This is a genomic window from Microbulbifer aggregans (genome assembly GCF_001750105.1).
Classification (GTDB): Bacteria; Pseudomonadota; Gammaproteobacteria; order Pseudomonadales; family Cellvibrionaceae; genus Microbulbifer; species Microbulbifer aggregans.
On the sequence record NZ_CP014143.1, the window covers coordinates 2,240,492 to 2,253,994 of the forward strand.

Consider the following 13,503-nt stretch of genomic DNA (forward strand, 5'->3'; position numbering starts at 1 on the left):
AGTCGGATTGGCCGGAATTAAATGGATCAAAAATTACAAGGTTATTTCCTGCGTAATTTCCAGCATTGGGGTAGCCCTCCTCGCGATCCTGGTGCTGGTCTCAATCATGTATAGCTCCAACGCGTTCTCTTCGCTTAGAGCCTCGGAATTGGTCCTGATTGGACTGCCGTTACTGGTATACGCCGTTGCCCTCCTGTTCCTCGCAAGACTGGCAAACACTTCACTGGCCCTGACATGTCTTTTCGGCATGGGCGGCTTACTGGCGCTTTATCATCTGGGTGGTGCCGTTCTGATGTTATCTATATGTAGCTTTGATTCTCGAGGTTGCTGAGGTGCGAGCCAGTTCAGCTTATCCCAGCTATTGTTCGTGCTGATCCCAAATTGTCTAACTATTGACTGTCGCCCCTGCGTTAGGGTATCCACTAGATTTTACGAGCAGTATTTCTCTTAGCGGATGCATCGTTGATACTGTCCTTTGGATCCACTGGAGGGTAACAATGGCATGCTCAGATCGATCCCGTCGTAAGCCTTGATTGCGGGATGGCAATCGGCAAGGAGGCTCCATGCAAGCCAAAGTAGGGTTAATTACCAATGCGCTGGACTTTGTTGGTCCACCGGCCGTGGAAGCTCTGTTGGAGGACGGTTACCGGGTGATTGCCCAGGACCCGGCTTTTGCGGATGAGGGCAGGAGGGAGGAATACGTCGGACGGCACTCGGGCATAGTGCCGCTGGGGCCAATGAATCCCTATGATCTGATCACCCGGGTATGGGACGAAAGTGGCAGGTTGGATGTGCTGATCAGCAACGATACCTTTCCGGCCATTCACACACCGGTGGATGAGGCCAATATCGAAGACCTCTATGCGACCGTCGAAAACGTGATGGTGGCGCCGTTCAAGCTGATGCAGGCGGCGATTCCCAGATTGAAAGCGCAGGGTTTTGGTAACGTCATACTGGTGACCTCCTCGCGAACGGAGCTGCCCTTACCGGGCGGGGCGATACCGGATATGGCCCGCGCGGGGGCCAATGCCCTGGTGAAATCCTTGAGTATCGAGCTGGCACCGTTCGGTATCCCGGTAAATGCTATTGCCCCTAATTACCTGTACAGTGAGGCGTATTTTCCCCGGGCGAAGTTTATCGATGACCCTGCCGGCCAAGAGTTCATCCGGGAGGTTGTACCCGCGGGCAGGTTGGGTGAGCCGGAAGAGGTGGGTGAACTGGTGCGTTACCTGGCGAATATGAAAGGCTCCTTCCATACGGGGACAGTTATCAAGTTTGCCGGTGGCTGGCCCGCCGCCCCCAAGCGGCCCAATTAGGTGAAACGTGGGGTAAGTGTGCGTTTACTGTTTCTCTTTTTCCTGTTGCTCAGCGCGCCGCTCTCGGCGCAGACCCTCGAGGCATTCAGTTCTGATGGCTGCAGTGCTTTTCCGGATGGGACCCTGGCACAACAGGAGCTCTGGCTGAGCTGTTGCACCGATCATGACTATGCCTACTGGAAAGGCGGTACCTTCCAGGAGCGTGTAGAGGCTGATGAAGCACTCCGTCAGTGTGTGGCTTCGCTGGGTGAGCCCGAGATCGCGGTGCTCATGCTTGCCGGTGTGCGAGTAGGGGGCACGCCTTTCCTGCCGACGGAGTTTCGCTGGGGCTATGGCTGGCCCTTTCCCCGTGGCTACCGGGCGCTGAGCGAGGAGGAATCGCTACAGGTAGAGGCTCTCGCCCCCAAATAACGGGTCCGTGGATTTACTGTTTTTCGGTTACATCGCCTTCACGGGTCTCCGTGAGCCAGACCTGTCTGCAGCTCTGCGTCTGATTCCCTTCCATCTCCTGTCTGCTGCACTATCGTTGCCACTGTCCTTTTTCTTATTTGACGATCTCACATCTTACTCAGGGTGGGGCGCTCCAAGCTACATCAAGGAAAGAACAGCGTGAAAAAAGATGACAGGAATCGCACGACGACCGATGCCGGTATCCCCGTTGCCAGCGACGAGTACTCCCTGACAGTCGGGCCGGAAGGCCCGATCGTGCTGCACGATCATTACTTGATCGAGCAGATGGCGAACTTCAACCGCGAACGTATTCCCGAGCGCCAGCCCCATGCCAAGGGCTCCGGTGCTTTTGGCCACTTTGAAGTGACACAGGATGTGAGTGCCTTTACCAAGGCGGCTGTGTTTCAGCCCGGTACCAAGACAGATACGTTGATCCGCTTTTCCACTGTCGCCGGCGAGCGGGGCAGCCCGGATACCTGGCGGGATCCGCGGGGATTTGCCCTCAAGTTTTATACCTCCGAGGGCAACTACGACATGGTCGGCAACAACACGCCGGTCTTTTTCCTCCGGGATCCGATGAAATTCCAGCACTTTATCCGCTCGCAGAAACGCCGTGCGGACAGCGGCCTGCGGGATCACGACATGCAGTGGGATTTTTGGACACTGTCGCCGGAGTCGGCGCACCAGGTCACCTGGCTGATGGGTGACCGGGGCATTCCCAGGACCTATCGGCATATGAATGGCTATTCGAGCCACACCTATCTGTGGGTGAACAAGGACGGCGAGCGTTTCTGGGTCAAGTATCACTTCAAGACCGACCAGGGCATCGAGTGCCTGACCCAGGAAGAGGCGGACCGGATTGCGGGGGAGGATTCGGATGCCCACCGGCGCGACCTGTTCGATGCCATTGCGCGGGGAGACTACCCGAGCTGGACCCTCAAAGTGCAGATCATGCCGTTCGCCGAGGCGGAAAATTACCGCTTCCACCCCTTTGACCTGACCAAAGTCTGGCCTCACGACGACTATCCCCTGCAGGAAGTGGGGCGGCTGACGCTGGATCGTAATCCCACGGACTTCCATACCGAGATCGAGCAGGCCGCCTTCGAACCCAACAATACCGTGCCCGGTATCGGCTTCAGCCCGGACAAGATGTTGCTGGCGCGGGTCTTTGCCTACGCAGATGCGCACCGGGCAAGGATGGGCGTCAACTACAAGCAGATACCCGTCAATGCGCCCAAGTGCCCGGTGCACAGTTACAGCAAGGACGGAGCCATGCGGGTGCAGAATGTTGCTGATCCGGTTTACGCCCCGAATTCCAAGGGTGGCCCCAGCGCCGACCACACCTACACGGAAAAATGGTCGGCAAGTGGTGACTTTGTGCACGCGCCCTACAAACCGCATAAGGAGGACGATGACTTTGTCCAGCCAGGCATGCTGGTCCGGGATGTGATGGACGATGGAGCACGGGATCGCCTGGTGTCCAATGTGGTGGGGCACCTGAAGGCGGGGGTATCGGACGAGGTACTGGAACGCGCCTTTGATTATTGGCGCAAGGTCGACAAGGAATTGGGCGACCGCATCGAGCAGGGGGTGCGTAAAGGCTGAACGGGATAAGCAGGCCGACACCGCACGGGGCGGCCTGCCGAATGCGTCAGAATTCAGCCCTTACGAGCGACGTCCAGCTCACCCAGGGTGCGAGCGATATCCTCGGCGCTGGTGGCGGGCTTGATATCCCGGTCGATTTTCAGGATGCGTCCGTCTTTGCCGATGTAAATGGTGACGCGCTTGGCGACATTCATGACTGGCATCAGCACATCGTAGGCTTTCGCGGTTTCGCCGTCGGGGTCACTGAGTAGAGGGAAGTCCGCCTTCTGCTCCTCGGCGAACTTCTTGTTGGTCTCCAGCTCGTCGGTACTCGCCATGAAGTAGGCCACATCGTATTCGCGGATCAGGTGCCCGTTTTCTGCCAGTGACTTGCACTCAATGGTACAGCCCTTGGTGAAGGCCTTTGGATACCAGGCGATGACCACCGCCTTGTTTCCCTTGTAGTCAGACAGCTTGTGGGTCTTGCCGTCAGACCCCTGCAGGCTGAACTCGGGCGCCTGTTCACCGACTTCCAGTGCCGCGAGGGGCAGGCTGAGCAGGGTGGCGACGAAAAAGCCGATAAGTCTTGTCATGATTGATCCCATCGTTGTTTGTGTATGCGGGTAAGCGTCTTTAACAGAGGCTACTACTTACTGTCCGGTTATTTCCATAGACCGGAAGGGTTTCGACTATACGCGCCGGCAGGCGCTGCTGTTGTCTCGGTTCAGGTTTTACCATTTCCCGGAGTGGCTGTCCCCTGTGTCTGATACGCAATACCCGGTGACGCCGGATCAGCGTTATTTTGTCGTCCGCGGCAGGCTGTGGCGGCGGTCGAATCCGGCTTTGAGTAATGAACAGCGCGAGCGGCTGGTGCGTGAATTGATGCGCTGCCGTTCTGCGGTTGGGCGCGCCAAACGCAGCGGTGACTCTGAGGCGGAAAAAATCGCCCGCAGCGGTGTTCACGCGGCCAAGGTGGCGCTGGGCGAGCGGGGACCGGTCTGGTGGGACGACGGCGCACCGGACTACAACCGCTACCTGGTGAAGAATACGCCCTATCGGGACTGGTATACGCAGCTGCGTACCCATGAGGGTGAATAGGTAAGGGATTGGCGGGAATGCGTGCAGGCTATGATCTTGTGATGCGAGAGAAAATGGTCCGACTATGAGTCAATCCTCCTCCAAGCTTGGCATCAACGGCGCCTGGTCCATGGCTGTGGGAGGGATGATCGGTGGTGGCATTTTTGCCACGCTCGGCGTGGTCGTCACCATTTCCGGCTCTCTTACCTGGCTCAGCTTCCTGACCGCAGGGCTGATTGCCCTTGCCACCGGGTATAGCTATGTCCATCTGGCTTCCCATTACCACAAGGGCGGTGGTGCTTTCACATTTCTTCGGGAAGTCGGTGCGACAAACATCGCCGGCACGCTGTCCTGGGTGCTGCTGGTGGGCTATGTGCTCACGAATTCGGTTTACGCCTTCACGTTTGGTCAGTACCTGGGCTATGTGCTCGATATGGGCGCTTGGGTGCCCCGGGCCTCCGCGTTTGCGATCATGGTGTTGTTCATCGGTTTGAACCTGCGCGGCGTGGCGGAGGCGGGTGGCGTCGAAATTTTTCTGGTCTGGGTGAAGTTGATCGTGCTCGTTGGGCTGGCCACTTGGGGCCTTTCCCGGTGGCAACCGGAAATGCTGTCCCGCGGGGTTCCCGATGCCAGCCTGGCTGCAGCGCTGTTTGGTGCGGCGTCGGTTTTTATGGCCTACGAGGGTTTTCAGCTGCTGGCCTACGATTACGATGACATCCACCAGCCGGACAAAACCTTACCGCGATCGGTTTTATCGGCGATCGTGGTGGTGATCTTCGTTTATATCCTGGTAGCACTGGGGACGGCCATGCTGATTGGCGCCGATGGTGTGGTGCAGCATGAGGAGGTGGCGCTGGCTATTGCAGGGCGGGAAGTATTGGGCACCACCGGCGTGGTGATTGTCACCATTGCCGCAGCCTTCTCCACCGGCTCGGCGATTAACTCGACGCTGTTCGCGACTGCCCGTCTTGCCCATACCGTAGCCCGGGCCAATGAACTGCCAAAAGTCCTGACGCACCAGAATTCCGCCGGCATTCCGGACAGGGCAGTTCTTCTGCTGGGCTTTGCCGCGGCAATTCTCGCAGCACTCGGCACCCTCACGGCGCTGGTCGAGGCGGCGAGTCTCTCCTTCCTGGTAACGTTTGCTGTTGTCTGTGCGCTGGCTTTTCATAAGAAAACGGGCCGGCGCTGGATCACGGGCTTTGGCGCCGTTGCTGCGACGGCATCGGCACTCGCACTGGTAGTCCGACTTGTATCGGAGGATCCGCTCACCCTGTTGTTTTTTGCCGGGCTGGTTGTGGCCGCGGTGGTGATCAGGCCGCTGTGGCTACGAAGAGGGAAGGGCGACTCGTAGTTTTCTGTTTGCGCTAGTGGCCAAAGGCGATATAAACGGCGGATGTAAGCGAGGGCTCCCGCCCGGGTGCTGCTTAATGGAACGGGGAGGGTACGAGAATGGAAAAAATCGAGGACTTCATTGACCTGTTGAAGGTCCTGGTTCGCAGCCCCAGCGTGGTAGGGGCGGAGCATTCGTTCTTTCGGGTGTTGCAGCGTGAGCTCGAGGAGCGGGGCGCACAAGTAACCTGGTATGAGGGCGTGCTGGTGGCCCATGGCCAGCGGCCGAATTCCGCCATGTTCTCCGCCCATATCGACCGCCATGGCCTGATCTGCACCGGGCCCAACGAATTCCAGTATGCGGCGTTCGTGGCCGGTCGTCGCTCTGACCTGCTGGGCAACTCCGTGTCAGAAAAGCTGATGATGAAAATTGTCGACCGCTTTCACGGCGTGCCGGTGATGGCTTACGAACCCTGGTCGGGATCCTATCGCGGCGCTGGCATCATCGACAAGGCTTACGTCTGTGAATACCGCAACAACCTGATTTTTGAAGTGGACGGGCTGGAACACCTAGTGGCGGGTACGCCGGTGGCGTTTACCGATCGCTTGACCATTGAGGACGGTATTCTCAGCGCCCAGCTGGACAATGTCCTGACCGCCGCCCACCTGGTGCATCTGTTCGCGCTCGGTTTCCAGGGCACCGCGTTTTTTACCGCCCAGGAGGAGGCGGGCAGTAGCTGGCGCTACCTGCTCGAATGGTTCCGCCGTTTTAATGGTGCCACCGACCGGCTGGTGGTGGTGGATACCAGTCCTTACCCGGACCGCGAGACGGCGGACCGCCAGCAAGTGGTCCTGCGCCGTTGCGATGCCAATGCCGCGTTTCACCCGCAGACCACGGAGCAGCTCGAGGGTTTGTGCCGGCAAGAGGGGATCAGTTTCGCTTACAAGGATACCTACATCGAGGAGCTGAACCGCCAGGCCGAGGCAGTGGGTGGCGAGCCGCAGTCCCTTGGCAGTACCGAAATGGGGCGCATCGCGGCCTCGTCAGGAGGGTTTGTGCAGGGGACTACCTTGCAGATCCCCACCACCGGCTATCACACCATGGAAGAGTCCGCGAGCCTGGAGGCCAATACCGGTTTCAGCCGCCTGCTGACGCGCTTCTGTCGGGAGTCCGATGCGCTGTAAAGCGGGTGCAGCTCAGTGGGCGGCAGGCCGGTGTACTCGTGCAGTTGCAGTCGGTGGTTTTCGTTCATCCATGGCTTCGGTGTCCGGCTCAGGAACCGGCGGGCCGCTTCGGAAACCGAGCGGCCGCTTGTGGTCTAACCAGGCGGATTAACTGTCGTCTGGCTCTTCGGAAAGAATCTCGGCGGTATTCGGATCTACCTTCACTTTGACGGGCTTGCCCTCCTTGAAGGCCTCGATTTCCCAGCGTCCATCGTCGAGGGAAACCTCGACAATCGGCGTATAGCCTTGCTGCTCCAGCGTGGTCAGCACAGTGGAGAGTGCCATGGCGCCGGGTGGGGGTTTTTTATCGGCGGCTGCCAGTGGCGACAGGGTTGCGCCGGCAATGGCCAGCGCCAGTGCAATGGTGCGTTTCATACGGCTTCCCCTGGCTTGAATAGCGCCGGGGCCGACCGTGGGCCGGCCCCCTTTTCCAATGAAGTCCGCGTGCATTATGGGGCCTGGCTGTCGAGGCGCTGCTCCATCATGCTGCACCACTCCGCACTACCGCCATCCGGACCGTGGGCGCCGTCGCCGCCGGTGAGGCGGTCCATGGCGCGGAACCATTCGTCGGTGCCGACTTCCGGCAGCCCGTCGCTATACATTTCGGCGACTTTTGCGTCTACGCCGGGCATGGCGACGACTTTCTCATGGACCCACTGAAACCACTGCGGGGAGCAGGTCTCCACCTCGGTAGCAGAGCCCATGTCGGATGCACTCGATTGGTCCTGGCTGCCGGACTGGTCCTGGCCGTAGCCATTGTCAGGCATGGCGTCGTCGGTAGCCTCCCCGGGGGCGGTGCGTTCTTCCGCGGGTTCAGAGACTTCGATGTCTTCCTCCATGGTCTCCACTTCTGTGGGTTCTACGGTTTCAGTTCTCTCGCCGCAGCCGACAAGCCATAGCGGCATCAGCAGGGCGGTCAGGACAGCAAAGCGGTACATAGGGCACCTCTCGGTGATGAGTGAACGTTGCTCCCGGCAAAGATTGCCGAGGCGCGATATTTGCCCCTAAGCATAGGTGGAATTTCGCGACTGTGGGGATGATAGGGTCACGAGTTGGCAATGACCCGGAGGTTGACTTTGGGATTGATACAAATGAGAATCCTTCTCAAATTAATCAGGCAATCAGGGATTTTCGATGCTCTCCAGATCTCTATCCAAAGGCTTTTCCTGCATCGCTGTGGCTGCTGCCACTTTCGGGTTTGCACTGACCAGTGCGGCCGCCGAACAGGTGAATATCTACTCCTACCGCCAGCCCTTTCTTATCGAGCCCGTCCTCGACGCATTTACTGACGAGACCGGTATCGAGACCCGGGTGGTTTACGCCAGCAAGGGACTGGTAGAACGCCTGGAGCGTGAGGGCCGTAACAGCCCTGCCGACCTGGTACTGACCTCCAACACCAGCAACCTGATGCAGCTGGTCGACGAGGAGCTAACACAGCCCGTCGACAGTGAAGTGCTAGAAGAAAACATTCCCGCCCAGTTCCGTGATGAAGAGGGGAACTGGTTTGGTCTGACGACTCGCGCGCGACTGATCTATGCGTCCAAGGATCGGGTCAAACCGGGCGAAATCACTAGCTATGAAGAGCTGGCCGATCCGAAGTGGAAGGGGCGTATTTGCACCCGCAGCGGCAAGCACCCTTACAGTCTGTCGCTGATCGCCTCCATGATCGCCTACCACGGCGAAGCGAAAACCAAAGAGTGGCTGGAAGGGGTCAAGGCCAACCTGGCCCGCAAGCCCCAGGGCAATGACCGCGCCCAGGTGAAGGCCATCAGCGAGGGCGTCTGTGATCTGTCTCTCGGCAACAGCTACTACTTCGGCAAGATGATTACCAATGAGGAAGAGCCGGAGCAGATCGAGTGGGCCAAGTCTGTCAATCTGGTGTTCCCGAACCAGGATGACCGCGGCACGCATATGTTCATCTCCGGTGCGGCTGTGACCAAGCATGCCCCGAACCGCGACAACGCCGTAAAGCTGCTGGAGTTCCTGAGCGGTGAGCAGGCGCAGTACCTGTATGCGGAAAAGAACTTTGAATTCCCGGTGCGTCCGGGTGTAGAACGCTCAGAGCTGATTCAGGAAACCATGGGTGAGTTCAAGGAAGACGACCTGAGTCTTACCGAAATCGCCTCTTACGTGCCGGCGGCATCGAAGCTGGTGGATGAGGTCGCCTTCGATTTCTGATCGATTTGATCAGACTGCATAGAGAACTGCGTGTGGGCATTGAGCCTGCGCGCGGTGCTTGGGGGTCGATGGCGCGGCACTGCATACGGTGCCGCGCCTTCTGTGTTTTATGAGCAAGCAGGAATCTGCCATGGGGTCGTCGCCGTCCGGTCGCCGCTGGTTCTGGGTAGTGCTGATCGTCGCACTGCTGGTGGCACTGCCGGTGCTTTCGGTCTTTGCACTGGCCTTTTTCCCCGAGGAAAATATCTGGCCGCACCTGTGGGATACGGTGTTGTTCCACTATATCGGCGCGACTCTTACGCTCTCATTGGGTGTTGCCCTTTGCACCCTGGTCACCGGTGTTGCCGCGGCCTGGCTGGTCAGCATGTGCCGCTTCCCGGGGCGTCGCTTTTTTGAGTGGGGCCTATTGCTGCCGTTTGCGGTACCCGCCTACGTGATTGCCTATGTCTATACCGACCTGCTGGAATACGCGGGGCCGGTACAACAGTTTTTACGCGAAACTTTCGGCTGGCAGACATCCCGGGATTACTGGTTCCCCGAGATCCGCAGCATGGGCGGCGCTATCGCCATGCTCTCGCTGGTGCTTTACCCCTACGTCTATATGCTCGCCCGGGCGGCGTTTCTGGAACAGTGCGGCAGTATCCGCGCGGCCAGTCGTTCCCTGGGGTGTAGTCCGTGGCAGAGTTTCCTGCGGGTGTCCCTGCCGATGGCGCGACCGGCGGTTGCCGTGGGGTTGTCTCTGGTGTTGATGGAAACCCTGAACGATTTTGGCACCGTGGATTTCTTTGCGGTTCGCACACTGAGCGTGGGTATTTACGATACCTGGCTCAGCCGCGGAAATCTGGGCGGTGCCGCCCAGATCGCCTGCAGCACGCTGGTGTTTGTGGTGTTGCTGGTGACGCTCGAGCGTATGGCCAGGCGCCGACAGCGTCACTTCGTGCAGTCTCCGGGGGCGAAGCGGGATTACTACGTGCTCAGGGGCGGCCGTGCGCTGGCGGCGACAATTTTCTGTAGCCTGGTACTGCTGGGCGGTTTCGGAGTGCCGACGCTGGTGCTGTTGCAGTATGCACTGGGTAACTTTGCCAGCTACTGGACCGATGATTTTCTCTCCATTGCCGGCAACAGCTTTTTGCTGTCTTCAGTCGCGGCACTGGCGACAGCGCTGCTGGGCTTGCTGCTCGCTTACGGCAAGCGCCTCGCGTCGGGCAACACCGTGCGCGCATTGGTGGGCTTCTCCAAACTCGGCTATGCCATGCCCGGTGCAGTCATGGCCATCGGTGTGATTATTCCGCTGGCGGCCTTTGACAACACGCTGGATGATTTCGCCCGTCGGTACCTGGATACTTCCACTGGCCTGCTGCTCTCCGGCAGTGTGTTCGCGATTTTGTTTGCCTACACGGCTCGTTTCCTGGCGGTTTCGACCGGTGCCATCGAATCGAGTCTGGACAAAGTGACGCCATCCATGGATCGCGCCTCCCGCTCACTGGGGCGCAACAGCTGGCAGACGCTTTGGGCGGTGCACCTGCCGCTGGTGCGGGCAGGTATCCTCAGCGGTGCCATCGTGGTGTTTGTCGACTGTATGAAAGAGTTGCCGGCGACGCTGCTGTTGCGGCCGTTCGGTTTCGATACGCTGGCCACGTATGTATATCAGTTCGCCTCTGACGAAATGCTCGAGCGTTCGGCGCTGGGGGCGCTGATGATTGTGCTGGTGGGGCTGTTGCCGGTGATCCTGTTGAGCCGGGCCATGCGCGGGCGGGGGGATGACACGGAAGAGAAGCCGGCGGAAGTGGCGGAGCTGCCGACCACTGCCGCCATCGGCTGAGCGGCGGTTTCAGTCGGAAAAAACCAGCGGACTCTCAAGGCGCAGCGGCACCTCGTTGCCGGGCTCAAAACGGTAATCGGTGCTCAGTGTGGCCTCTATCTTGCGCCCGTTGGGCAGTCGGAAAGCGTAGAGGGCGCTGTTGCCGAGAAAGCTCTTGGAAAGCACCTGTACCGTGACGGCATTGGCGTGCTCGCCGGGAACCAGGTCCTCGCTCCGGGCAAATACCTCCACCGCCTTGCCGATGTGGCCGCTTTCCAGTCGAGCGGCCGGGCTGACGGCCACCCGGCCCAGTGCCGTTTCCACCCATCCCTCACTAATCCACTTTCCGCGCAGCAGGTTGCCCTCGGAAACGATGCGGGCCACGGCCGCGTTGGCAGGAGTGCGGTACAGGTTCTGCGGTGTATCCCACTGCTGTAAATGGGCGTTGGCAAGAATCCCCAGTTTGTCACCGGCCGCGAACGCCTCACTCCGGTCGTGGGTCACGATCAGTGCGGCGATGCCCTCTTCGCGCAGAATGTGGCGGACTTCCGTGGCGAGGCTGCGGCGCAACTCGGTATCCAGGTTGGAAAAGGGCTCGTCCATCAGCAGTAGCCGTGGTTTCGGAGCCAGCGCGCGAGCCAGGGCCACACGCTGCTGCTGGCCACCGGACAACTGATGCGGATATTGCTGTGCGTGCTGGGCAAGTTGCACGAGGGCGAGCAGCTCGCCGACCCGCGCCGTGCGTTCGACCCGGGGCAGGTCGCGCAGGCCGAAGCCGATGTTCTGCTCCACGGTGAGATGGGGAAAGAGCGCGTAATCCTGGAACACCACACCGATCTTGCGCTGCTCTGGTGGCATCACCCGGCGGTTATCGCTCAGGGGCTCGCCGCCGAGTGCGATCGAGCCCCTGGCCAGCGGCTGGAAGCCGGCAATGGCATGTAGCAGGGTTGTCTTGCCACAGCCACTGGGCCCCAGCAGGCAGGCGATTTCGCCCGCTTGCAGGTCAAAGGAAACCGATTCGAGAATCAGCTTTTCGCCGTAGCGACATTCGGCATCAATGACTTGGAGAAGCGGCTGCACGATGGACCCTGATGATGACTGGGTTGGGAATTATCGCTGCTCGTGGCGAGCGGGCAAAGTCTCGGTACGGTGAAAAGCACAACCCGGGCCGCGGCCCGGGATTGTTCTCAGAGGTTGCCGAGCACTTCCACCATGGCGCCGGTCAGCTGGCGCAGGTCTTCCTCGCTGGTGACATAGGGTGGCATGGCGTAGACCAGTTTCCCGAACGGGCGCAGCCAGACCCCGCGATCAATCAGGGCTTCCTGCACCTGCATCATGTTCACGGGTTGTTTCATCTCCACCACGCCAATGGCCCCGAGGGCACGCACGTCGGCCACATCATCCGCGTCTTTGAGCGGCGCCAGCTCTTGCCGCAGCTGCTGTTCGATGCGCGAGACGCGCTCCTGCCAGGGGCTGGAAAGCAGCAGTTCAATACTGGCGCTGGAGACGGCGCAGGCCAGCGGATTGCCCATAAAGGTGGGGCCGTGCATGAACACGCCCGCCTCGCCGCGGCAGATCCCGTCGGCGACCCGATCGGTGCACAGGGTCGCGGCCATGGTCATGGTGCCGCCGGTCAACGCCTTGCCAAGGGTGAGGATGTCCGGGCTGATACCGGCATGCTCGCAGGCGAACAGCTTGCCGCTGCGGCCGAAGCCGGTGGCAATCTCGTCGGCAATCAGCAGCAGGTCGTATTCATCGCAGAGCGCGCGCACGCGTTTCAGGTATTCCGGCGAGTAGAAACGCATGCCGCCGGCACCCTGCACGATGGGCTCCAGAATCACGGCGGCCAGCTGATTGCGGTTTTCTTCCACCAACTGGCGCAGTTCGGCCACGTCCTCGTCGCTACAGGGCTCGTCGAAGTTCGGCTTTGGCGCCGGCGCGAACAGGTGCTGGGTCAGGTGACTGGCAAACAGGTGGTGCATGCCGGTGACCGGGTCACAGGTGGCCATGGCGCCGAAGGTGTCGCCGTGATAACCGTTGCGCAGGGCCAGCAGGCGGTTTTTCTCCGGTCGGCCCTGGGACTGCCAGTACTGCAGGGCCATTTTGATGGAGACTTCCACCGATACCGAACCGGAGTCGGCCAGGAAAACCCGCTGCAGAGGCGCGGGGGTGATTTCCACCAGTTTCTTGCTGAGTTCAATGGCCGGCTCGTGGGTGAGGCCGCCGAACATCACGTGGGACATTTTCTCCATCTGTTCCCGCATGGCGCGGTTCAGTTCCGGCACGTTGTAACCGTGCAGGGTGCACCACCAGGAGGACATGCCGTCGATCAGGCTGCGACCGTCCTCCAGGTAAAGGCGCACGCCCTCGGCGCGGGCCACCGGGTAAACCGGGGGTGGATCAATGAGGGAAGAGTAGGGGTGCCAGATATGCTGGCGGTCGAAATCTAGATCCATGGTCCGTAATGCAATCAGGAAATTGGTCGTCACCCCGGCCAGTGCCGGGGTCCATTGTGTTCTCTCAATCTGGATGCCGGCCCGC

General features: G+C 59.9%; 14 protein-coding genes. 9 read left to right on the top strand and 5 right to left on the bottom strand.

Translation table 11 applies throughout. The features are described from left to right. Positions 1 to 7 precede the first annotated feature (7 nt). The 4 genes from AUP74_RS09660 (at position 8) to AUP74_RS09675 (ending at position 3,371) form a co-directional block, all read left to right on the top strand. Entirely contained in the window at positions 8 to 331 is a 324-nt protein-coding gene (locus AUP74_RS09660; protein WP_069947399.1) for a hypothetical protein, read from the top strand. A gap of 232 nt (positions 332 to 563) precedes the next feature. Then, positions 564 to 1,316, top strand: a complete 753-nt coding sequence (locus AUP74_RS09665) for an SDR family oxidoreductase (protein WP_069947400.1) — start codon at positions 564 to 566, stop codon at positions 1,314 to 1,316. 18 nt (positions 1,317 to 1,334) lie between these two features. Then, positions 1,335 to 1,727: a hypothetical protein gene (locus tag AUP74_RS09670; protein ID WP_069948807.1), complete on the top strand. Its 393-nt coding sequence runs from the start codon at positions 1,335 to 1,337 to the stop codon at positions 1,725 to 1,727. 198 nt (positions 1,728 to 1,925) lie between these two features. Further along, a complete protein-coding gene (locus tag AUP74_RS09675) occupies positions 1,926 to 3,371 on the top strand; it encodes a catalase (protein ID WP_069947401.1) in 1,446 nt (481 codons plus the stop codon). Between the two features lie 53 nt (positions 3,372 to 3,424). Here AUP74_RS09675 and AUP74_RS09680 read toward each other — a convergent pair whose 3' ends face one another. Next, positions 3,425 to 3,943, bottom strand: a complete 519-nt coding sequence (locus AUP74_RS09680) for a peroxiredoxin (RefSeq protein ID WP_069948808.1) — start codon at positions 3,941 to 3,943, stop codon at positions 3,425 to 3,427. A gap of 166 nt (positions 3,944 to 4,109) precedes the next feature. Between AUP74_RS09680 and AUP74_RS09685 the strand changes: the two genes are divergently transcribed. The 3 genes from AUP74_RS09685 to AUP74_RS09695 all read left to right on the top strand — a co-directional run bounded on the left by AUP74_RS09685 (position 4,110) and on the right by AUP74_RS09695 (position 6,944). After that, the gene (locus tag AUP74_RS09685; RefSeq protein WP_083260911.1) at positions 4,110 to 4,448 is read left to right on the top strand and encodes a hypothetical protein; all 339 of its coding nucleotides are present in this window, start codon (positions 4,110 to 4,112) and stop codon (positions 4,446 to 4,448) included. A 64-nt stretch (positions 4,449 to 4,512) separates the two neighbouring features. Continuing rightward, a complete protein-coding gene (locus AUP74_RS09690; RefSeq protein WP_069947403.1) occupies positions 4,513 to 5,781 on the top strand; it encodes an APC family permease in 1,269 nt (422 codons plus the stop codon). Between the two features lie 98 nt (positions 5,782 to 5,879). After that, on the top strand, positions 5,880 to 6,944 hold the full coding sequence (locus AUP74_RS09695) for a peptidase M42 (RefSeq protein WP_069947404.1): 1,065 nt from the start codon (positions 5,880 to 5,882) through the stop codon (positions 6,942 to 6,944). 147 nt (positions 6,945 to 7,091) lie between these two features. Here the strand turns inward: AUP74_RS09695 and AUP74_RS09700 are convergent, their stop codons facing one another. Beyond that, positions 7,092 to 7,358, bottom strand: a complete 267-nt coding sequence (locus tag AUP74_RS09700; RefSeq protein ID WP_069947405.1) for a PepSY domain-containing protein — start codon at positions 7,356 to 7,358, stop codon at positions 7,092 to 7,094. 74 nt (positions 7,359 to 7,432) lie between these two features. After that, positions 7,433 to 7,921, bottom strand: a complete 489-nt coding sequence (locus tag AUP74_RS09705) for a hypothetical protein (protein ID WP_069947406.1) — start codon at positions 7,919 to 7,921, stop codon at positions 7,433 to 7,435. A 196-nt stretch (positions 7,922 to 8,117) separates the two neighbouring features. On the opposite strand from AUP74_RS09705, the gene AUP74_RS09710 reads away from it, so the two are divergent. Both AUP74_RS09710 and AUP74_RS09715 read left to right on the top strand, forming a co-directional pair. Further along, on the top strand, positions 8,118 to 9,161 hold the full coding sequence (locus AUP74_RS09710; protein ID WP_083260912.1) for a Fe(3+) ABC transporter substrate-binding protein: 1,044 nt from the start codon (positions 8,118 to 8,120) through the stop codon (positions 9,159 to 9,161). Positions 9,162 to 9,270: 109 nt separating this feature from the next. Beyond that, entirely contained in the window at positions 9,271 to 10,983 is a 1,713-nt protein-coding gene (locus AUP74_RS09715) for an ABC transporter permease (RefSeq protein ID WP_083261112.1), read from the top strand. A 9-nt stretch (positions 10,984 to 10,992) separates the two neighbouring features. Here the strand turns inward: AUP74_RS09715 and AUP74_RS09720 are convergent, their stop codons facing one another. Together AUP74_RS09720 and bioA are read right to left on the bottom strand one after the other, a co-directional pair. After that, entirely contained in the window at positions 10,993 to 12,042 is a 1,050-nt protein-coding gene (locus tag AUP74_RS09720) for an ABC transporter ATP-binding protein (RefSeq protein ID WP_226999749.1), read from the bottom strand. A 107-nt stretch (positions 12,043 to 12,149) separates the two neighbouring features. Beyond that, positions 12,150 to 13,418 carry an adenosylmethionine--8-amino-7-oxononanoate transaminase gene (gene bioA, locus AUP74_RS09725; protein WP_069948810.1) on the bottom strand — a complete coding sequence of 423 codons (1,269 nt, stop codon included), beginning with the start codon at positions 13,416 to 13,418 and terminating at the stop codon, positions 12,150 to 12,152. Between the last annotated feature and the right edge of the window lie 85 nt (positions 13,419 to 13,503).

What these genes read in the sequence shown, in the direction of transcription:
- AUP74_RS09665 (WP_069947400.1), top strand. Translation starts at nt 564, where the DNA reads ATGCAAGCCAAAGTAGGGTTAATTACCAATGCGCTGGACTTTGTTGGT.
- AUP74_RS09680 (WP_069948808.1), bottom strand. Translation starts at nt 3,943, where the DNA reads ATGACAAGACTTATCGGCTTTTTCGTCGCCACCCTGCTCAGCCTGCCC.
- AUP74_RS09690 (WP_069947403.1), top strand. Translation starts at nt 4,513, where the DNA reads ATGAGTCAATCCTCCTCCAAGCTTGGCATCAACGGCGCCTGGTCCATG.
- AUP74_RS09695 (WP_069947404.1), top strand. Translation starts at nt 5,880, where the DNA reads ATGGAAAAAATCGAGGACTTCATTGACCTGTTGAAGGTCCTGGTTCGC.
- AUP74_RS09700 (WP_069947405.1), bottom strand. Translation starts at nt 7,358, where the DNA reads ATGAAACGCACCATTGCACTGGCGCTGGCCATTGCCGGCGCAACCCTG.
- AUP74_RS09705 (WP_069947406.1), bottom strand. Translation starts at nt 7,921, where the DNA reads ATGTACCGCTTTGCTGTCCTGACCGCCCTGCTGATGCCGCTATGGCTT.
- AUP74_RS09710 (WP_083260912.1), top strand. Translation starts at nt 8,118, where the DNA reads ATGCTCTCCAGATCTCTATCCAAAGGCTTTTCCTGCATCGCTGTGGCT.
- AUP74_RS09715 (WP_083261112.1), top strand. Translation starts at nt 9,271, where the DNA reads ATGAGCAAGCAGGAATCTGCCATGGGGTCGTCGCCGTCCGGTCGCCGC.
- bioA (WP_069948810.1), bottom strand. Translation starts at nt 13,418, where the DNA reads ATGGATCTAGATTTCGACCGCCAGCATATCTGGCACCCCTACTCTTCC.